We start from the raw sequence: 19,781 nt of genomic DNA, 5'->3' as shown, positions 1-19,781 counted from the left end.
GATGCGCTGGGCCTGTATTCTGTTCACCCAATTGGCACTGGATGGCGCTCTGCGCAGCCGTACCGATCAGGAACAGCCGCTGGTATTGGTTGCCGGTCCGGCACAGCACAGGGTGATCAGGGCTGCCAACCCGGCGGCGCGACAACTCGGGCTCAAGCCTGGCCAGACCTTGCTGGCAGCACAGACCCTGACCAGTGGTTTTGCCGTGGCCGAGTATGATCAACAACAGATCGATCAATGGCAGCATTTCCTGGCCGCCTGGGGATACCGCTTCAGTTCCCATGTCAGTCTGGATTATCCACGGGCATTGTTGATGGAGGTCGAGTCCAGTTTGAGCCTGTTCGGTCCCTGGCCGCAATTTGAGCAGCGTTTGCGCCACGAATTGAAAGAGCTGGGATTTCAACATCGCATTGTGCTGGCGCCCAACCCGGCTGCCGCGCGGGTATTGACCAATGTGCATGATAGCTTTGCTGTCGCTGAGGCGGGGCTGCGCGAGCAGATCGAGTGCTTGCCCATCAGTCGCTGCGGGTTGGATACCGATAGCGTGTCTGCTTTGTCCCGCATGGGACTGCGACAGGTAAAGCAGCTGCTGGTTTTGCCGCGAGATACCTTGGCCAAACGCTTTCCCAAGCGTGTGCTGCCGCATCTGGATACCTTGTTGGGTCATCAGCCGCTGGCGCTTGGCAGTTATCAGCCAGCTGATGAATTTGAGGCGCGCATCGAGTTCAACTTCGAGATCCAGACCCATCAGGCACTGTTGTTTCCTGTGCGGCGGCTGGTCACTGATCTGAACGCCTTTCTCGCCGGCAGGGACTGTGGAGTGCAGCAATTCATGCTGGGCCTGGAGCACCGCAGCCAAGCCGTTACTCCGTTGCCCATAGGTCTGTTGACGCCGGAACGCGATACGCAGCTGCTGTTTGACGTGGTTCGCAGCCGGCTGGAGCAGTTGCAGCTGCCGGCGCCGGTGTTGGCGCTGCGGCTGTCAGCGCAGAACCTGCCTGCGTTTGTGCCGCAGCCCCAGACGTTGTTTGACGAAAGGCCGCAACAATCCCAACCCTGGGAGCAGCTGCGTGAACGGTTGCGGGCGCGTTTGGGGGATCGGGCTATCCAGGGCCTGGTTGCGGTGGCTGATCATCGTCCCGAGTGCAGTTGGCGTGCTGATGTCACCGGTGGTGGAGCAGGGCTGCATGATAGTCGGCCGCGTCCGGGCTGGCTGCTGACTGAGCCACAGCCGTTGGGTGATTTGCTGCCGGAGATTCTTGCCGGACCGGAGCGTATCGAGTCCGGCTGGTGGGATGCCGGGGATCTGCGCCGAGACTATTATCTGGTTCGCACTCGAGATGGGCGTCGTGCCTGGGTCTGGCAGACAGTAGACGGCTCGGGGCCGTTCATGCTGCAGGGCTGGTTCGCATGAGCGCAGCTTATGCCGAGTTGCATTGTCTGAGTAATTTCAGCTTTCAGCGTGGTGCTTCCAGTGCCGATGAACTGTTTGCCCGGGCGCATCAACATGGTTATCAGGCCCTGGCAATTACTGACGAATGTACCCTGGCGGGGATCGTGCGGGCCTGGCAGGCGTCGAAGGAGCACCACTTGCCGCTGATCATCGGCAGTGAAATGCAGGTGGAGAACGGGCCGAAGCTGGTATTGCTGGTGGAGAACCTGCAGGGCTATCAACGGCTGTGCCAGTTGATCACCCTGGCCCGGCGGCGTGCGGAAAAAGGGTGCTATCGGCTGCTGCGCGACGATATCGATGCTGATATGTCCGGGTTGCTGGCGTTATGGTTGCCTGGGGAAGACGAGGACGGCAGTACCGGCGCCTGGCTGAAAGACCGTTTCCCCGGTTGTCTGTGGCTGGCCATCGAGCTGCATCGGGGGCCTGATGATGACCAACGCCTGGCCCGGCTGCAGGCGTTGGCCGTCATCCAGGATATCCCGGCGGTGGCCGTCGGGGATGTGCACATGCACGCCCGTGGACGCCGGGCATTACAGGACAGCATCACTTCCATCCGGCATCATTGTCGGGTGGACGAAGCGGGTCACCGGCTGTTTGCCAATGGCGAGCGGCATCTGCGCAGTCGTACGGCACTGGCCGAAATCTATCCCGCAGAGTTGTTGGCCGAAACGTTGCGTGTTGCCGGACGCTGCCAGTTCGATTTGGATCAACTGAAATATCAATATCCTCATGAGCTGGTGCCCGCCAGGCATACCCCCGCATCCTGGTTGCGGCAGTTGACCGAGGAAGGCATCGCCTGGCGTTGGCCCGCCGGTATTTCCGCCAAGCTGCGCGGGCAGATCGAGACAGAGCTGACGCTGATTTGCGATCTGGAATACGAAAGCTATTTCCTGACCGTACATGACATCGTCCGCTTTGCCCGCAGCCAGCATATCCTCTGTCAGGGCCGCGGCTCGGCGGCCAACTCGGCGGTGTGCTTTGCCCTGGGTATTACCGAGATCGACCCGGCGCACAGCAATCTGCTGTTCGAGCGTTTCCTGTCCCGCGAGCGCGACGAGCCGCCGGACATCGATGTGGACTTCGAACACGAGCGGCGGGAAGAAGTGATCCAGTATGTGTTCCGCCGCTATGGTCGCCGTCGGGCCGCACTGACCGCGGTGGTCAGCAGCTACCATGCCGCTGGCGCGGTGCGCGATGTGGGCAAGGCGCTGGGCCTGCCGGCCGAGCAGGTTGATACCCTGGCCCGTTGTTGCGGGCGTTGGAGCGATCATATCCCCACACCGGAGCGGCTGCGCGAGGCCGGTTTCGATCCGGACAGTCCGATACTGCATCGGGTGCTGACCCTCAGTGGACAATTGATCGGCTTTCCCCGGCATCTGTCCCAGCATCCGGGTGGCTTCGTCATCTCCGAACAACCGCTGGACACTCTGGTACCGGTGGAAAACGCCGCCATGGATGGGCGCACCATCATCCAGTGGGACAAGGATGATCTGGACGCCGTCGGCCTGCTCAAGGTGGATATCCTGGCGCTCGGCATGTTGACTGCTTTGCGACGTTGCTTCGATCTGGTCCGTCATTACCGCGGCCGTGAACTGACCTTGGCGACCATTCCGGCTGATGACGAGCCTACCTATGACATGATCAGTCGCGCGGACACCATTGGCGTGTTCCAGATTGAGTCGCGGGCGCAGATGAGCATGTTGCCACGGCTCAAACCGCGTAAATTCTATGATCTGGTGATCGAGGTGGCTATCGTGCGACCGGGTCCGATCCAGGGCGACATGGTGCATCCGTATCTGCGCCGACGAAACCGCGAAGAACCGGTCACCTATCCGTCAGAAGCGCTGAAAAAGGTGTTAGAGCGGACCTTGGGTGTTCCGCTGTTCCAAGAGCAGGTGATGGAGCTGGCCATTGTCGCCGCGGGTTACAGCGCTGGCGAAGCGGATCAGCTGCGCCGCTCGATGGCAGCCTGGAAGCGCCGGGGTGGACTGGAGCCACACCGCGAAAAGCTCACTAACGGCATGCTTGAGCGTGGCTATGATGTGGCTTTTGCCGAACGTCTGTTCGAACAGATCAAGGGTTTTGGTGAGTACGGCTTCCCTGAATCCCACTCGGCCAGCTTCGCCCTGTTGACCTATGCCAGCAGTTGGTTGAAATGCCATGAACCGGCCGCCTTTACCTGCGCCTTGATCAACAGCTGGCCAATGGGGTTCTACAGCCCGGATCAGTTACTGCAGGACGCTCGCCGACATGGCATTCAGACGTTTCCGGTGGATGCCCGTTACAGCAATTGGGATTGTTCATTGGAGCGCTGCGGCGATGACCAGCTCGGCATTCGTCTGGGACTGCGCATGGTAGCTGGCTTTCATGTCGAGGATGCTCATCGTATCGAGCAGGCCCGCCAGCAACAGTGCTTTACCGATGTCAGTGATCTGAGTCTGCGAGCGTGCTTGAATACTCGTGCCTGCAATCTGTTGGCTGATGCGGGGGCTTTGCGTGGGCTGGCTGGTAATCGCCATCGCGCTCGCTGGGCTGTTGCCGGTATCGAGCCCCAATTGCCGTTGTTTGCCGGGCAGCCTGCGCAGGCTGAGTGCACGGTAGCATTACCTCTACCGTCGGAAGCGGAGGAGATGCAGGCTGATTATGCGCTGGTCGGTACCACCATGGGACGTCACCCCATGGCCATCCTGCGCCCCCAACTGCGCGCTCGACGCTGCTGCGATTCGAAGGAGCTGAAGACGCTTGAGCATGGTCGTCCGGTGACGGTCGCCGGGCTGGTGACTGGCCGACAGCGTCCCGGCACTGCCAGTGGAGTGACCTTCGTCACCCTGGAAGATGAACACGGCATGATCAACGTGGTGGTCTGGCGCGCCCTGGCCGAGCGCCAGCGCAAGGAGCTGGTGTTATCGAGCATGCTCCAGGTACATGGCAGGCTGGAGACCAAGGAAGGCATTCACCATCTCATTGCCTCTCATCTGGTCGACCTGACGCCCATGTTGAATGGCCTGACTACTCGCAGCAGGGATTTTCATTGATTGCTCAATGACCTGCTTTCTGCAGATTACCGCTGTAGATTGACCCCATGGCAGATGATGATACCCATGAAGTGATCACGAAGCATGCCGGGTATCAACAGGAAAATGGGTCAAGGGAAGTGGGTCAGATACATTTGAAAAGCAATAACTGAGTTAACCAAGGAGCTCCTGATGTCCGCGTCATTACCCCGCTTTTACTCCTTTCGCCGCTGCCCCTACGCTATGCGCGCTCGGCTTGGCATTCTGTTTGCCGGACTGCAGGTGGAGCTGCGGGAGGTGGTATTGAAGGACAAGCCGTTGCAGATGCTGGCTGTCAGCCCGAAAGGTACTGTGCCGGTACTGGAGTGGGTTGGAAGTGATGGCGTTGGCAGTGTGGTTATTGAAGAGAGCAGGGAGATCGTGGAATGGGCGCTGCGGCAGAACGATCCGCAGGACCTGTTGAATGTCAATCCGGAGCTAGCCAACGAGCTGATTGACCATAATGATCAGCAGTTCAAGTATTGGCTGGATCGTTACAAATACTCTGACCGGTATCCGGAGCTGACTCAACTGGAGTGCCGGGAGCAGGGCGAGGTGTTTTTGCAGGTTCTGGAGGTTTTACTGACCGAGAGTGAGTATCTGATGGGTAGCAAGGTCAGCGTGGCGGATATCGGCATCATGCCCTTTGTACGGCAGTTTGCCCATGTGAATCAGGAGGTATTTTACAGTCTGCCTTATCCGAATCTACAACGTTGGCTGCGAAAATGGTTGGAGCATCCTCTGTTTCGGCAAGCCATGATCAAGTTCCAACCCTGGCAGGTAGAGAATGAGTTGGTGCGGTTTCCGCAAAGCAGTCACTGAGGAAAAAACCCTACAACCAATGCCCGGGATTCATCGCATGACAGTGCGCAGTATGGCAGGAAGGAATGGTCGTTTCAGCGACCTGAACTTCATGGGCGCGTTGCAGGGCTACGAGGCTTAGCGCTGCCAGTACGGCGATGGCGAAGGTAACCACGGTTACATCATTGATAACGTGCTTCAGCATGGCATCAGGATCCTGCTCTATTGTTCTTGTTCTGTCTTACGCCGGCTGAGTGTATCAGCGGCTGACTTTGTTGTTGTCGATCCTAGTCGAGATCTCTCCGGAAAACAATCCGCTTGACCTCTCTTTGATGGCCGGGGTCAGCCCGGCCATTCTGATGCTTACAACGGGTAGTTCTTCAGCTCTCGGGCAATCAGCAGGCGCTGAATTTCACTGGTGCCTTCGTAGATCTGGGTGATCCGCGCGTCGCGATACAGCCGCTCCACCGGGTAGTCTTCCAGGTAGCCATAGCCGCCATGGATCTGTACTGCCTTGGAGCAGACGTCCTCGGCCATTTCGCTGGCGAACAGCTTGGCTTGGGACGCCTCCGAGAGGCAAGGCACACCTTCAGTGCGCAGGCGAGCTGCATGTAGTATCAGCAAACGCGTGGCGTTGAGGCGGGTGTGCATGTCGGCGAGCATGTTGGCGATGCTCTGGTGTTCGGTCAGGGCTACACCAAATTGAGTGCGCTCGCGAGCGTAGGTGAGGGCGGCTTCGAAGGCCGAGCGAGCGATGCCCAGTGCCTGAGCGGCGATGCCGATACGGCCGCCTTCCAGGTTGGACAGGGCGATGGCCAGTCCTTTGCCGCGCGGACCGAGCAGGTTGGCCTCGGGAATCCGGCAGTTGTCCAAGGTCACGGCGCAGGTATCCGAGCCGCGAATGCCCATCTTATGTTCCATGCGCTCGATCTTGAAGCCGGGGTTGTCGGTGGGTACCAGAAACGCGGATAAGCCCTTCTTGCCCAGCTCCGGATCGGTCACCGCAAAAACAACAGCCAGCTGCGCACGCTTGGCGTTACTGACGAACTGTTTGGCGCCAGTGATTATCCACTCGCCATTTTCCAGCACCGCGCGGGTGCGCAGATTATTCGCTTCGGAACCCGCCTGGGGTTCGGTCAGGGCAAAGCAGCCGATGGCCTTGCCGGCAGCGAGATCGGGCAGCCAGGCTTCCTGTTGCTCAGGGGTGCCGAACTTGAGCACAGGACCGCAGCCCACCGAGTTGTGAATGCTCATCATGGCTCCGGTAGCGCTGCAGCCGGCGGCGATTTCTTCCACGGCCAAGGCATAGGCGACGTAGTCGACGTAACTGCCGCCCCATTCTTCCGGCACCACCATGCCCAGCAGGCCGAGTTCGCCCATCTGGCGTACCACGGCGTCATCGATCCAGCCGGACTTGTCCCATTCGGCGGCGCGCGGCGCCAATTCGCTCCGGGCGAACTGGCGGGCCATGTCGCGGATCATGCGCTGGTCTTCGTTGAGTTCAATATCGTGCATCTTCTGTGTCCCCCTCAGGCCTGACGTCGTTCATCAGTGCTGCGCGCGGTGAAACCAGCAAAGAACTCCGCGACCTGTTCCGCTTTTACTTCGGCCAGCGTAGGCGGATTCCAGCGGGGATTCTTGTCCTTGTCGACTATCAATGCGCGCACGCCCTCCATGATGTCGCCCTTTGCGAACCACTGGCGATCGAGGTGCAGCTCCAGTTCGAAGCAGTCTGCAAGACTCAGCTCACGGCCACGACGCAGCAGTTCCAAGGTCACGTTCATCGCCAGTGGCGACTTGCTGTCGATGGCGGTCAGGGTGCGTTCTGCCCAGTCTTGATAGGCGGGGCAGTCCTCGGCGGCCAGGGAAGCGCGAATCTTGAGCATGTCCGGGTGGCTGAAATGTCGGTCGATGGCCGAGCGCAGCGCCTTGACCTCGGAGCCGGGAATCTTCTGCGAGGCGCGTTTGTGCAGCAGTTGATCCAGATCGCCGGCCGGGTCATCCGACCAGCTCTGGCTGTTCAGCGCTTGATCCAGTTCCGCGACAAGGTCGCTGCTGATGCAGTGATCGGCCAGGCCGCAGTACAGGGCGTCGGCAGCGCGGATATGCGAGCCGGTCACGCCCAGGTATTGGCCGATGGCGCCCTCCAGGCGAGACAGGAAATAGCTGCCGCCGACATCAGGGAAGTAGCCGATGCCGGTTTCCGGCATGCCCATTTTCACCCGCTCGGTGACCACGCGGTGCGAGGCGGCCTGGGCCAGGCCCATGCCACCGCCCAGTACGAAACCGTCCATCAGTGCCAATACCGGCTTGGAGTAGCCATGAAGCACCTGATCCATGGCGTATTCCTCTTCAAAGAAGGTGAGGTACATGCCATCACCCTTCTTGAAGCTGTCATAAAGACCACGGATGTCGCCACCGGCGCAGAAGGCCTTCTCACCACTAGCGCGCAGCACCACCAGGCGGATGGCCGGGTCGTTCTGCCAGGCATCCAGCTGTTGGCGCAGGCTGCGGACCATATCCAGGCTGATGGCATTGAGGCCGGCCGGGCGGTTGAGGATCAGGTGGCCGACGCCGTTACGCACGTCGACCAGTACGCTCTGTTCGGTCATTCGATCTCTCCGTTGTACATCTTGATGATGGCGGAGAAGTCCAACCCGCCATTACCCTGGCCGCTGAAGGTCTGATACAACTGCTGGGCGAGGGCGCCGAGCACCACTGGCTGGCGTGCCTGTTTTGCTGCTTCGGTAGCCAGGCCCAGGTCCTTGAGCATCAGGTCGGTGCCGAAACCGCCGGTGTAGCCGCGGGAGGCTGGGGCGCTTTCCAGCACGCCGGGGTAGGGGTTGTAGGTATCGGTGCTCCAGCAGCGACCGCTGGAGGTGTTGATGATGCTGGCCAGCACCTTGGGGTCCATGCCCAGGGACACGCCCAGGTTCATGGCCTCGGCGGCGCCGATCATTGAGATGCCCAGCAGCATGTTGTTGGCCACCTTGGCGACCTGGCCATTGCCACTCGGTCCGCAATAGACGATGTTCTTGCCCATGGCCTCGAGAATCGGCAGAGCGACGTCGAAGTCGGCCTGTTCACCGCCGACCATAAAGGTCAAGGTGCCAGCGGTGGCACCGCCGGTCCCCCCGGATACCGGTGCGTCGACCATGGCATTGCCGTTTTTGGCGGCGGCGTCGGCAACTTCGCGGGCGCTCATGGGATCGATGGTGGAGCTGTCGATCAGGCGAACCGCTGGAGCAATATTGGCCAGCAGGCCGTCGTCACCCAGATAAACCGACTTCACATGCTGGGCAGCCGGAAGCATGGTAATGATCAGGTCGATATCGCTTTTGGCCAGCTCGGCAATGCTGGAGGCGGCGTTGGCGCCAGCTTCCACCAGATTGGCTGCGGCGGCCTGGGACAGGTCGAATACAGTCAGCTGATGGCCGGCCTTGATAAGATTATGAGCCATTGGCCCACCCATGTTGCCTAAACCAAGAAATCCGATTTTCATATGAGCTACCTCTTTATTGTTGTCGGCTCGCCGGCGATGCGCGGCGTTGGCTCAATTGTGCTTGAAGTTGGGTTTGCGCTTCTCGGCGAACGCCTTCATGCCTTCGGTCTGATCGGCGGTGGCGAAGATCGAGTGGAACACCCGGCGCTCGAAGCGTACGCCCTCGGCCAGATTGGTCTCGAACACGCGGTTGACGCATTCCTTGGTCATCATCACGCTGGGCAGAGATTTCTCGGCAATCACCTTGGCAGTCTTCAGGGTTTCTTCCAGCAGCTGATCGACCGGAATGATACGGGCAACCAGGCCGGCCTGTTCGGCTTCCTGAGCATCCATCTGGCGACCGGTCAGGCACATTTCCATCGCTTTGGCCTTGCCAATGGCACGGGTCAGACGCTGGGTGCCGCCGATACCGGGTAGTACGCCCAGATTGATCTCGGGCTGACCGAAGCGGGCGTTGTCGGCGGCGTAGATGAAGTCGCAGATCATCGCCAGCTCGCAACCACCGCCCAGCGCATAACCGGCAACTGCCGCGATCAACGGCTTGCGGCGGTTGGCGATGCGGTCGGCGGGGGAGAAGAAGTCATCCATGAACACGCCAGGGTACTGCAGGTCGACCATCTGCTTGATGTCTGCGCCAGCGGCAAAGGCCTTGCTGGAGCCGGTCAGTACCACGCAGCCGATGTTTGGGTCATTCTCGAACTGGTCGAGTGCCTGGTTCAGGTCATCCAGCACTTGGGTATTCAGTGCATTCAGCGCCTGCGGACGGTTCAGGGTAATCAGGCCTACACGCTCGCGGGTCTCAACCAGAATGGTTTCAAAACTCATGTCTCTACTCCAACAGAAAGAGGCCGGCCCAATCGTTGGCCGGCCTGTAAAAAGTTACTTCAGGGTGATAGTGGTGTTGACCGCAGCGGCCTGCTCATCGTCATCGAACCAGCGGGCAGTGATGGTCTTGGTCTGGGTGTAGAACAGGATCACCTGCTTGCCGTAGGGGCCCAGATCACCCAGCTTGGAACCGCGCGAGCCGCTGAAGGAGAACAGCGGAACCGGAACTGGAATCGGCACGTTGATACCCACCTGGCCGACGTCGATGTCTTCCTGGAAGCGGCGGGCGATGCCACCGGAACGTGTGAAGATGGCGGTGCCGTTGCCGTTCGGGTTGGCGTTGATGATGTCGATCGCTTCATCCAAACTGTCCGCTTGCATCACACACAGCACCGGTCCGAAGATTTCCTCGTCGTACACGGTCATGCCCGGCTTCACACCAGCGAAGATGGTCGGGCCGACGAAGTTGCCGTCAGCATAGCCAGCGACGTTCGGGTTGCGACCATCCAGTACCAGTTCGGCGCCTTCATCGATACCTTTCTGGATCAGGCCATTGACGCGCTCCAGCGCCGAAGTGGAAATCACCGGACCGACATCAGTGCCCGCTTCGATACCAGCGCTGACCTTCAGTGTTTCAGCCTTGCGTGCCAGTTCCGGCAGCCAGTTGCGCGACTCGCCGACCAGAATGATCACCGGCAACGCCATGCAGCGCTGGCCGGCAGCACCGAAAGCGGCGCCGATCAGGTTGTTCAGCGTCTGTTCCTTGTTGGCATCGGGCATGATCACGGCGTGGTTCTTGGCGCCCATCATGCACTGCACGCGCTTGCCAGCCTGGCTGGCGCGGTTGTACACGTGAGTGCCGACATGGGTGGAACCGACAAAGGACACGGCCTTGATATCCGGGTGGTCACACACACCATTTACCGCATCCACGCCACCGTGGATCACGTTGAGCACGCCCGGAGGGATACCGGCTTCCAGCGCCAGTTCGACCAGGCGCATGGTGACCATGGGATCCTGCTCGGAGGGCTTGAGGACGAAGGTGTTGCCGGTGGCAATGGCCATGGGGAACATCCACAGCGGAATCATCGCCGGGAAGTTGAACGGCGTGATGCCGGCGCAGACGCCCAGCGGTTGCAGCAGGGTATAGGTATCCACACCACCGGCCACGTTGTTGGCCAGTTCGCCCAACTGCAGGTTGCCCACTGCAGAGGCATGTTCAACCACTTCCAGACCGCGGAATACATCGCCTTCGGCATCCGCCATAGTCTTGCCCTGCTCGGCGGTGAGGATGGCGGCCAGCTCCTTGATGTTCTCGCGGATCAGCTGCTGATACTTGAGGAAGATACGCGCGCGGGCGCCGATCGGCGTCTTGCGCCAGGTCTTGAAGGCTTCCTTGGCGCTGGCGACGGCGGCGTTGATCTCATCCTGGGTAGCGAAGGGCACGCGAGCCAGCACTTCCTGAGTGGCCGGGTTGATGACATCGCGCCATTGATCGGTCTTGGATTCGACGAATTCGCCGTTGATCAGCAGTTTGACGGTGGGGAGATTATTGTTGCTCATTATGGTCCTCTGGGCAGCCGCCCTTGTCGTCTTGAAAGATGTCATGGATAGTAGCAGTGCATTTTTCCTATAAACAATTGGCTCATTCGCAAGTTGGGTCTGCGTTTTTGCACAGGGCGGTGTTATGGATTGGGATAACCTGCGGTTTTTTCTCGAATTAAGCAGAGCAGGGCGGTTGACCACAGCGGCGCGGCGCCTCGGCGTGGACCACACTACGGTATCCAGACGGCTGCAGGCCTTGGAGAAAAGTCTCGGCGTGGCGCTATTCCTCCGTGATACCAGTGGCTACACCCTGACCGAAGCCGGGCGCAGCCTGTTGCCGCAAGTGGAGTTGATGGAAGGGGCCAGCGTGCGTATCGAACAGGCGCTGCCCAATCCGGGTGAAACCCTGTCCGGCCAGGTGCGCATCGGTGCTACCGAGGGTTACGGCACCATGCTGGTGGCCGGCCAATTGAGTGAGCTCAGTCACCGCCACCCGCACCTGCACCTCGATCTGCTGGCGCTGCCGCGCGCCGTGCGCCTGTCCCGCCATGAGGCCGATATCGTCATCACCCTGGAGCGCCCAGAGCGCGGGCCGTTCATCATTACCAAGCTCACTGACTATGTGTTGCGCCTGTATGCCGGCAAGGATTACCTGCAGCAGCACGGCCCGATCACCAGCCGCAACGATCTGGCACAGCACCGCTTCGTCAGTTATGTGGATGATCTGGTGTTCAGCAAGGACCTGCTGTTTCTTGATGAAATCGCCGGTTCCGGCGCGGTCGGGGTACGCAGCACCAGTGTGCTGGCGCAGCAGGAAGCCATTGCTTCGGGTGCCGGGCTGGGCATCCTGCCGGCCTTTACAGCCGACCAGGACCCCCGGCTACAGCTGATCATGCCGGCGCAGATCCGTTTCATTCGTACTTTCTGGATGCTGATGCCTATCGAACTCAAGGATATTGCGCGGATGCGGGTGACCTGGGATTTTCTGCGGGAGATGGCGGAGCGGGAGCAGGGTAGGTTGATGGGGAAATAGCATGTTGACAAAGCGAGGGGATTTTCCTCAGTGACTATCAGTCAGACAATTGCGAAGCGCCGAGTAGAGAGCCTGCGATCCATTGCCATGCTACCTTTAAGAAACTCAAGCTTCACGGGCTTGGTGGAAAATAAAAATGATATTAGTGGGGAAAAGGAAAAGACAATGCTGGCAAAGAAGATGTACCGATTTCTGATATTACTGGCTGCAAGCCTGATTCTGCCATTGCAGGCCCAGACGAATGCGGAGCAGGAAGAGGCGAATGCCGCCCGCGCCCTGCTCACCGAAGCCGTCGATTACTACAAGGAGAACGGTGACAAGGCGCTGGCCGTGTTCAGCCGGCAGGGGCCCTTCGTCAAGGATGATCTCTACGTATTCGCGATCAACACCAATGGCATCATGCTGGCCAGTGGTGGGCCGTCGGTCATGCTGATCGGACGGGACATCATGAATACCATCGATGACGAGCTCAAGCCCAAGTTCCAGCACGCGCTGAGTCAGCCTGAAAACGGTAAAATAATTGAGGCGGATTATCCCTGGGGCAGCTGGAATACCGGTGGCCGTAAGATCACCAAGCATGTGTACTTCCAGCGGGTAGGCGATACCGTGCTTGCGGTGGGCTATTACCAGCCCCGCGCCAGTTCCGAGCAGGCGTTGCAATTGCTGGAGACGGCAAGCGAGGCGGTAAGCCGCAATCCGCGGGAAACCTTTACTGCCATCAACGCCTTGGATCAGCGCTTCTATCAGGATGATCTCTACGTGTTTGTGGTCGAGCTGGATAGCCAACGCTTCGTCGCCCATGGCTCCAACCTGCGTCTGGTCGGGCGTGACTTCGGTGCTTTGGCTGACGAGGCCGGCAAGCCCTTCGGCCAGGAGGCGCTGGACAAAGTTGCCACCAGCGAGACGGCTGAGTTTGATTACCAGTGGAAGCACCCGATCACTGGTGATACCGAGCAAAAGCGTGCCTATGCCCGCAAGGTCGGTAACTATTTGGTCGCCGTGGGCTATTACCAGCCCAATAACGGCAGCGATGCTCAAGCTGACGCTGAATAAACCCTCCCTGTAGCTCAGCCCGGTTGCGGATTCAGCGCTTCCGGGCTGGCTGATCCCTCCCGGCACCGGCTGCCGACTTTCTCTGTCATCCGCTTTCATCAATGCCTGACGATTCCACCTGAGCGCCCTTGCCCAGCGCGTTTGCACGCCTGTCCGTTGCTGGCTTCCAGTGCTCATCGGCTCATCTGACCAAACTGATAGTGTGCGGTAATCGCACGGATCGGCTGCTGACTCCGAATCGATGAAAACCTTACTCAGAGATTTTTCCCTCTCCGCGGTGGTTGCTGGTTTCATCGAGACGGTGATCTCTTATGCGGGCCCATTCGTGAAGCGGCGCTGATCCACCTTTCTGGTGATGGCCTCGGGCATGTCCTTCCTGGGTCTGCATTCTCGCAGCTCTCGGCCAGACATGACGGGCATAGCTTGATGGTCGGTTATCAGACCATATTCGGCGATAACGCTTTTTCCCGCGTGTTCAACAACGTCACCCCGCTGGGCAATGAGGTGCCAACCTATGAATTCGCCGGTGCCGACGAGCGTTCCTGGCAGCTGCGCTATGACTACGACTTCGCTGCCATGGGCGTTCCAGGACTGATCGCGGGGGTGCGTTACATTACCGGTGACAACGTCGATGTCCAGGCCACCAACGGTGGCGGGTGGCGCCGCCCATCATTGCTTCGCCTGCCAAGCGCATCGATGCACTGACCGGCGACCCGAATTTCATGACCTCTCTGGCACGCGGGCTGGTGGTGATTCATGCCTTTCAGGAGCGCAAACGCCATCTCACCATCGCCGAAATCAGCCGTCGCACCGAGATATCCCGCGCAGCGGTACGCCGTTGCCTGCTGACCTTGATCAAGCTTGGTTATGCTACGACTGACGGGCGCACTTACTCACTGCTGCCGAAGGTCTTGACGCTGGGGCATGCCTATCTGTCATCGACGCCGCTGGCAGTGACCGCGCAACCGATTCTGGATCGCCTCAGCGACAAGTTGCAGGAAGCTTTCTCCATGGCGACGCTGGAAGGCGACGAGATCCTCTATGTCGCGCGCTCTTCTATCCCATTGCGCCTGATATCGGTAAACCTCAGCATCGGCAGTCGTCTGCCCGCCTACTGCACTTCCATGGGTCTGATCCTGTTAGCGGGGCTGGATGATACGGCGCTGGAAGACTATCTCGAGCATGCCAACCTGAAGGCCAGGACCAGCCGCACACTGCACACGCCCGAAGCAGTCCGCTCGGCCGTTGCCGAGGTTCGTCGGCGTGGCTGGGTGGTGACCGATCAGGAGTTGGAAATCGGCCTGCGCTCACTGGCCGTCCCGCTGAAAGACTCCGCCGGCCAGGTGTTGGCCGCGCTCAATGTCGGCACGCATGTCGGCCGGATAACCCGGCAGGAACTGGAAGCCCGCTTTCTGCCGGTGTTGCTGGAAGCCAGCAAGGAGTTAAGCGCCAAGATGTTTTACTGAAGATGGTGCATTATTTGTTAACTAAGCATTAGTTATTATTGATTTGTCTTTAGTTAACAGGGGGCGCAAACTATCCGCGTTTGCTCGCCTGCCTTGCTTCACGGAGTTTCCATGATTCACCCCTCAGCTTCAGCGGGCTCATCCGAGTCCGGCTATAACTACGATGTTGTTCGCAAGTTCACCGTCATGACCCTAGTATGGGGTGTACTCGGCATGGCCATGGGGGTCGTGCTGGCGGCCCAGCTGGTCTGGCCCGCGCTCAATTTCGACCTGCCTTGGTTCAGTTTCGGGCGCCTCCGGCCGATCCATACCAACCTGGTGATTTTCGCCTTCGGTGGCGGCGCCCTGTTTGCTACATCCCTTTATGTAGTGCAGCGCACCAGCCGGGTACGGCTGGTATCCGATAGGCTGGCCAACTTCGTCTTCTGGGCCTGGCAGACGATTCTGGTTGCCGTCATCGTCAGCTACGCCAGCGGCCTCACCACCAGCAAGGAATATGCTGAAATGATCTGGCCCATCGCGACGCTGATCACCGTGGTCTGGGTTGCCTATGGCTACCTGTTCTTCGGCACTATCGCCCGGCGCAAGGTCAAACATATCTATGTCGGCAACTGGTTCTACGGCGCTTTCATCATTGTCACCGGGCTGGTGCACGTGGTGAACCATATCGACGTGCCGGTCTCGCTGTTCAAGTCTTATCCGGTCTACGCCGGGGCGGCTGATGCCATGATCCAATGGTGGTACGGTCACAGTGTGGTGGGCTTCATTCTGTCGGTGGGCTTTCTCGGCCTGATGTACTACTACGTACCCAAACAGGCTGGGCGTCCGATCTACTCCTATCGCCTGTCCATCGTGCATTTCTGGGCGGTGATTGCGCTGTATATCTGGGCCGGACCGCACCATCTGCATTACACCGCACTGCCAGACTGGGCGCAGACGCTTGGCATGGTGATGTCGATCATCCTGCTGGCGCCAAGTTGGGGTGGCATGATCAACGGCATGATGACGCTCTCCGGGGCCTGGCACAAACTGCGCACTGACCCCGTCCTGCGTTTTCTGGTAGTGGCGCTGGCCTTCTATGGCATGTCCACCTTCGAAGGCCCGATGATGGCGATCAAGACAGTCAATGCGTTGTCGCACTACACCGACTGGACCATCGGCCACGTACACGCTGGTGCGCTGGGCTGGGTGGCGATGATCAGCATCGGTGCGCTCTATCACATGGTGCCGCGGCTGTGGGGGCGTGACGGCATGTACAGTATCGGCATGATCAATCTGCATTTCTGGATGGCGACGATGGGCACCGTGCTGTATATCGTCGCCATGTGGGTCAACGGCATCACCCAGGGCCTGATGTGGCGTGCGGTAAACGTTGATGGCACCTTGACCTACGCCTTTGTCGAGGCGCTGGAAGCCAGCCATCCAGGCTATATCGTACGGATGATCGGCGGCGGTATCTTTGCGGCGGGCATGTTACTGATGGCCTTCAATTGCATGATGACCATTCGTGGCGTCGGCGTGCAGGAGCAGGGTTCGCTGGTAGAGGTAAGTCACTAGGATCCGTTGCTTGCTGCCATGCGGGATCGCCAGCACAATGCGCTTTTCATTGATGATGGGTGCAAGCATGTCTGACCTTCCCCTGGCGGGCCGCCGTGTCGCCCTGCCTGAGAGCCGCGAGCTTGATCTGTTTGCGAATATGCTGCTGAAGCGCGGTGCAGAGGTTGTACGCTGCCCCTTGGTGGCCATTCATGATGCGCAGGACCAGCAACCGATACGGGACTGGCTGAATCGGTTCAATAGCCAACCCTGGGATGATTTCATCGTGCTGACCGGTGAGGGCATACGCCGCCTGCTGACAGCAGCCGAACGGGCCGGGGACAATGTGCGCGAGAAGTTCATTGTGCGGCTGGCACAGGTACGCAAGATAACTCGTGGCCCCAAGCCCGGTGCGGCGCTGCGTACGGTGGGCCTCAAGGCGGACCTCGTGGCAGTCGAACCGACCACCGCCGGCATCATTCGCACACTGCAATCGGAAGATCTGCGCGGTCGCCGTATTGCCGTGCAGCTGTATGGCAGCGACCCTAACCTTCTGCTGATGGATTTTCTGCACGAGGCGGGCGCCGAGGTCGCAGCGGTTGCACCTTACGTTTATGCCGACGATGTCGAAGATGCCCGGGTTGATGCGCTGATAACCGAGATGGCCGCCGGCAGGCTGGATGTTATTGCCTTCACCAGTGCCACGCAGGTGCGGCGACTTTTCCAGATCGGCCGACGTTCGGTGGGTGAGCAGGCGCTGTGTGACATTCTCGGACGCCTGAAGATCGCCGCGGTCGGCCCGGTGGTGGCGAGTGAGCTGCATGAACGCGGTTTGCAGGTGGATCTCATGCCGGCCAGCAGCTTCTTCATGAAGCCGCTGGTGCGGGAGCTGGTCAGGGAGTTCGGGGGCAAACCGGAAGTCGATGGTTTACACTGACTCGCTATATAACGCCTGTCTCCCAAGGGAAGTTTGATGATTAAAACCGGCCCGATACGCTTATCACCAGAACAATTGACCGTCCCGATAGACCTTGAGAGTCTGGGGTTCTCGTCCACAGATGATCTGGAGCCGTTCAAGGGTATTCTCGGCCAGGACCGCGCTGTAGAGGCCATGCAGTTCGGCGTCGCCATGCGTCGCTCGGGATACAATATGTTCGTCATGGGTGAGCCGGGCACAGGGCGTTTCTCCTACGCGATGCGGTATCTGCGGGCCGAAGCCAAACGCATGGCCACACCCCAGGACTGTGTTTACGTCAACAACTTTGACGAAACCCGGGAGCCGAAGGCGCTGCACATGGCGCCTGGCACGGCTGCTCAGCTGATCGAGGATATTCATCAGCTGATTGATAACCTCCTGGCCACCTTCCCGGCAGTATTCGAGCATCCGGCCTTTCAGCAGAAGAAGAGCGCGATCGATCGCAACTTCAACAAGCGCTATGACGGCGCCATCGATACTGTGGAACGCAAGGCCTTGGAGCGCCATATTGCTCTTTACCGGGATGGCCAGAATCTGGCCTTCACGCCCATGCGTGACGGCAAGGGATTGGACGAGGCGGAATTTGCCCAGCTGCCGGAAGCCGAACGGGAACGTTTTCACGCTGATATTTCGGTGCTTGAAGAGGTGCTCAACGAGGCTCTGGCGAGCCTTCCGCAATGGAAACGTGAATCCAGCAATCAGCTGCGCGAGCTGAATGAACAGACCATCACCGATGCCCTTCAACCTCTGCTGGCACCTCTGACTGAACATTACTGTGATAATCTTGGCGTATGTGAATACATCGAGGCGATCCGCCAGAATCTGTTGAAGGTGGTGATCGAGCTGATGGCCGATGAGCGTGCGGCGGATGCCCGCCCCGAGGCCGCTAAAAAGGCTGCACTCATCGAACATTACAGTCCCAACCTGGTGATCGATCATCCCGGCTCACGTGGCGCGCCTGTGGTCCATGAGCCGCATCCGTCCTACGACAATCTTTTCGGACGTGTCGAATACAGCTCCGAGCAGGGCGCCCTGGTCACTAATTATCGGCACATCCGCTCCGGCGCGTTGCACCGGGCCAATCATGGTTATCTGGTGCTGGAGGCGGAGAAGCTGCTCTCTGAGCCCTTCGTCTGGGAAGCCCTCAAGCGTGCCTTGCATGCACGTGAGTTGAAAATTGAATCACCCTGGGCGGACCTCGGACGACTGACCACGGTGACTCTGACGCCGGAGGTGATTCCGTTATCGGTCAAGGTGATATTGATCGGCTCGCGCCGGGTGTATTACACGTTGCAGGATTACGATCCGGATTTCCAGGAACTGTTTCGCGTGCTGGTGGACTTCGATGACCATCTGCCGCGTACGCCTGACAGTATCGAAGGCATGGCGCAACTGCTCAAGACCCGGGTAGACGAAGAAGGTATGGCGCCGCTGACAGTAGCTGCTGTGGCGCGGATCCTTACCTACAGCGCGCGACTGGCCGAGCATCAGCAGCACCTGTCAGCCAGCATCAGCGATATTTTCCAACTGGTCGCCGAGGCGGATCTGGTCCGCGAGCTTGCTGATGATCGGATAACCGATACCGGACATATCGAACGCGCGCTGCAGGCCAAGGAAACACGTACCGGGCGAGCCAGTTCACGCATCCGTGAGGACATGCTGTCCGGCGTGATTCTGATCGACACCGATGGCGCAGCGATCGGCAAATGCAATGGCCTGACGGTATTGGCCGTGGGCGATTCGGTGTTCGGTATGCCGGCACGTATCAGCGCGACGGTCTACCCCGGCAATAGCGGTATTGTGGATGTCGAACGGGAAGTCAGCCTCGGGCAGTCGATTCACTCCAAGGGCGTCATGATCCTTACGGGCTACCTTGGTAGCCGTTACGCACAGGACCACCAACTGGAGATCTCTGCGAGTATCGCGCTGGAACAATCCTACGGTTATATCGATGGTGACAGCGCTTCGCTCGGGGAGGTCTGTGCATTGATATCGGCCATGTCCAAGGTGCCATTGAAGCAGTGTTTCGCGATTACCGGTTCGATCAACCAGTTCGGCGAGGTGCAGGCGATCGGTGGGGTCAACGTCAAGATCGAGGGATTCTTCCGGCTCTGTGAAGCGCGCGGCCTGACCGGTGAGCAGGGCGTGATCATCCCGCGTTCCAATGTGCCGAACCTGATGCTTCATCAGACGGTACTGGATGCGGCCAAAGCCGGACTGTTCCATATCTACGCGGTGGATAATGTCGACGAGGCACTCGGTCTGCTGGCTGGCGAAGATGCCGGTACGCCGGATGCCGAAGGCAACTTTCCGGAAGGGTCGATAAACGAACGGGTCGTGCAGCGGCTGAAGACCATCAACCACCGCAATCAGCCCAGCGAGGAGGGCGGAGCCCGGGATGACACCCCGAGCGATCCGGGTATCGACCCGCTGATCAAATAATGAGCGTAGCGCCGGACGTCCGGTCCGGCATGCTCTAGAGCAACCTTTCCCAGTACTGTCTACAGAGTTATCCACAGATTGTGTGGAAGACTTTGC

At 59.4% G+C, this 19,781-nt stretch carries 15 protein-coding genes and 1 pseudogene; 10 read left to right on the top strand and 6 right to left on the bottom strand.

Going from position 1 to position 19,781, the window contains the following annotated elements:
• The first annotated feature begins 1 nt into the window (after position 1).
• The 3 genes from BLU11_RS12320 (at position 2) to BLU11_RS12310 (ending at position 5,328) form a co-directional block, all read left to right on the top strand.
• A complete protein-coding gene (locus BLU11_RS12320) occupies positions 2–1,414 on the top strand; it encodes a Y-family DNA polymerase (protein ID WP_090273773.1) in 1,413 nt (470 codons plus the stop codon).
• On the top strand, positions 1,411–4,488 hold the full coding sequence (locus BLU11_RS12315; protein WP_090273771.1) for an error-prone DNA polymerase: 3,078 nt from the start codon (positions 1,411–1,413) through the stop codon (positions 4,486–4,488). Before BLU11_RS12320 ends, BLU11_RS12315 begins: the two co-directional genes overlap by 4 nt.
• Before the next feature lie 171 nt (positions 4,489–4,659).
• Positions 4,660–5,328 (top strand): glutathione S-transferase, encoded by a 669-nt coding sequence (locus BLU11_RS12310; RefSeq protein WP_090273768.1) that lies wholly within the window; start codon positions 4,660–4,662, stop codon positions 5,326–5,328.
• A gap of 10 nt (positions 5,329–5,338) precedes the next feature.
• On the opposite strand, the gene BLU11_RS19295 is transcribed toward BLU11_RS12310, so the two are convergent.
• The 6 genes from BLU11_RS19295 to BLU11_RS12285 form a co-directional block, all read right to left on the bottom strand.
• On the bottom strand, positions 5,339–5,512 hold the full coding sequence (locus tag BLU11_RS19295; RefSeq protein WP_157718675.1) for a hypothetical protein: 174 nt from the start codon (positions 5,510–5,512) through the stop codon (positions 5,339–5,341).
• Between the two features lie 158 nt (positions 5,513–5,670).
• Positions 5,671–6,822 (bottom strand): acyl-CoA dehydrogenase family protein, encoded by a 1,152-nt coding sequence (locus tag BLU11_RS12305; protein WP_090273765.1) that lies wholly within the window; start codon positions 6,820–6,822, stop codon positions 5,671–5,673.
• 14 nt (positions 6,823–6,836) lie between these two features.
• Entirely contained in the window at positions 6,837–7,919 is a 1,083-nt protein-coding gene (locus BLU11_RS12300) for an enoyl-CoA hydratase/isomerase family protein (RefSeq protein ID WP_090273762.1), read from the bottom strand.
• Positions 7,916–8,809, bottom strand: a complete 894-nt coding sequence (gene mmsB / locus BLU11_RS12295; protein WP_090273760.1) for a 3-hydroxyisobutyrate dehydrogenase — start codon at positions 8,807–8,809, stop codon at positions 7,916–7,918. Before mmsB ends, BLU11_RS12300 begins: the two co-directional genes overlap by 4 nt.
• A gap of 51 nt (positions 8,810–8,860) precedes the next feature.
• A complete protein-coding gene (locus BLU11_RS12290; RefSeq protein WP_090273757.1) occupies positions 8,861–9,634 on the bottom strand; it encodes an enoyl-CoA hydratase in 774 nt (257 codons plus the stop codon).
• A gap of 54 nt (positions 9,635–9,688) precedes the next feature.
• Positions 9,689–11,197 (bottom strand): CoA-acylating methylmalonate-semialdehyde dehydrogenase, encoded by a 1,509-nt coding sequence (locus tag BLU11_RS12285; protein ID WP_090273754.1) that lies wholly within the window; start codon positions 11,195–11,197, stop codon positions 9,689–9,691.
• A 124-nt stretch (positions 11,198–11,321) separates the two neighbouring features.
• Between BLU11_RS12285 and BLU11_RS12280 the strand changes: the two genes are divergently transcribed.
• From BLU11_RS12280 to BLU11_RS12250, 7 genes and pseudogenes are all read left to right on the top strand, one after another.
• Complete coding sequence (locus BLU11_RS12280; RefSeq protein ID WP_090273751.1) at positions 11,322–12,212, top strand: LysR family transcriptional regulator; 891 nt, start codon at positions 11,322–11,324, stop codon at positions 12,210–12,212.
• Positions 12,213–12,377: 165 nt separating this feature from the next.
• On the top strand, positions 12,378–13,265 hold the full coding sequence (locus BLU11_RS12275) for a cache domain-containing protein (protein ID WP_090273748.1): 888 nt from the start codon (positions 12,378–12,380) through the stop codon (positions 13,263–13,265).
• Positions 13,266–13,652: 387 nt separating this feature from the next.
• Positions 13,653–13,907 (top strand): annotated as a pseudogene (locus BLU11_RS12270) (OprD family outer membrane porin); the annotation flags it as partial.
• A 14-nt stretch (positions 13,908–13,921) separates the two neighbouring features.
• Positions 13,922–14,731 carry an IclR family transcriptional regulator domain-containing protein gene (locus BLU11_RS12265; RefSeq protein ID WP_090273745.1) on the top strand — a complete coding sequence of 270 codons (810 nt, stop codon included), beginning with the start codon at positions 13,922–13,924 and terminating at the stop codon, positions 14,729–14,731.
• Positions 14,732–14,842: 111 nt separating this feature from the next.
• Positions 14,843–16,288, top strand: a complete 1,446-nt coding sequence (gene ccoN, locus BLU11_RS12260) for a cytochrome-c oxidase, cbb3-type subunit I (protein WP_090273742.1) — start codon at positions 14,843–14,845, stop codon at positions 16,286–16,288.
• A 67-nt stretch (positions 16,289–16,355) separates the two neighbouring features.
• Positions 16,356–17,204 carry a uroporphyrinogen-III synthase gene (locus BLU11_RS12255; RefSeq protein ID WP_197674191.1) on the top strand — a complete coding sequence of 283 codons (849 nt, stop codon included), beginning with the start codon at positions 16,356–16,358 and terminating at the stop codon, positions 17,202–17,204.
• Positions 17,205–17,240: 36 nt separating this feature from the next.
• Complete coding sequence (locus BLU11_RS12250; RefSeq protein WP_090273740.1) at positions 17,241–19,685, top strand: Lon protease family protein; 2,445 nt, start codon at positions 17,241–17,243, stop codon at positions 19,683–19,685.
• The last annotated feature ends 96 nt before the right edge of the window (positions 19,686–19,781 follow it).

This window comes from Halopseudomonas litoralis (assembly GCF_900105005.1).
GTDB classification, from domain to species: domain Bacteria; phylum Pseudomonadota; class Gammaproteobacteria; order Pseudomonadales; family Pseudomonadaceae; genus Halopseudomonas; species Halopseudomonas litoralis.
Note: the sequence above shows the minus strand (reverse complement) of the source record. Positions and strands in the feature narration are given on the sequence as shown.

What these genes read in the sequence shown, in the direction of transcription:
- BLU11_RS12320 (WP_090273773.1), top strand. Translation starts at nt 2, where the DNA reads ATGCGCTGGGCCTGTATTCTGTTCACCCAATTGGCACTGGATGGCGCT.
- BLU11_RS12315 (WP_090273771.1), top strand. Translation starts at nt 1,411, where the DNA reads ATGAGCGCAGCTTATGCCGAGTTGCATTGTCTGAGTAATTTCAGCTTT.
- BLU11_RS12310 (WP_090273768.1), top strand. Translation starts at nt 4,660, where the DNA reads ATGTCCGCGTCATTACCCCGCTTTTACTCCTTTCGCCGCTGCCCCTAC.
- BLU11_RS19295 (WP_157718675.1), bottom strand. Translation starts at nt 5,512, where the DNA reads ATGCTGAAGCACGTTATCAATGATGTAACCGTGGTTACCTTCGCCATC.
- BLU11_RS12305 (WP_090273765.1), bottom strand. Translation starts at nt 6,822, where the DNA reads ATGCACGATATTGAACTCAACGAAGACCAGCGCATGATCCGCGACATG.
- BLU11_RS12300 (WP_090273762.1), bottom strand. Translation starts at nt 7,919, where the DNA reads ATGACCGAACAGAGCGTACTGGTCGACGTGCGTAACGGCGTCGGCCAC.
- mmsB (WP_090273760.1), bottom strand. Translation starts at nt 8,809, where the DNA reads ATGAAAATCGGATTTCTTGGTTTAGGCAACATGGGTGGGCCAATGGCT.
- BLU11_RS12290 (WP_090273757.1), bottom strand. Translation starts at nt 9,634, where the DNA reads ATGAGTTTTGAAACCATTCTGGTTGAGACCCGCGAGCGTGTAGGCCTG.
- BLU11_RS12285 (WP_090273754.1), bottom strand. Translation starts at nt 11,197, where the DNA reads ATGAGCAACAATAATCTCCCCACCGTCAAACTGCTGATCAACGGCGAA.
- BLU11_RS12280 (WP_090273751.1), top strand. Translation starts at nt 11,322, where the DNA reads ATGGATTGGGATAACCTGCGGTTTTTTCTCGAATTAAGCAGAGCAGGG.
- BLU11_RS12275 (WP_090273748.1), top strand. Translation starts at nt 12,378, where the DNA reads ATGCTGGCAAAGAAGATGTACCGATTTCTGATATTACTGGCTGCAAGC.
- ccoN (WP_090273742.1), top strand. Translation starts at nt 14,843, where the DNA reads ATGATTCACCCCTCAGCTTCAGCGGGCTCATCCGAGTCCGGCTATAAC.
- BLU11_RS12255 (WP_197674191.1), top strand. Translation starts at nt 16,356, where the DNA reads ATGTCTGACCTTCCCCTGGCGGGCCGCCGTGTCGCCCTGCCTGAGAGC.
- BLU11_RS12250 (WP_090273740.1), top strand. Translation starts at nt 17,241, where the DNA reads ATGATTAAAACCGGCCCGATACGCTTATCACCAGAACAATTGACCGTC.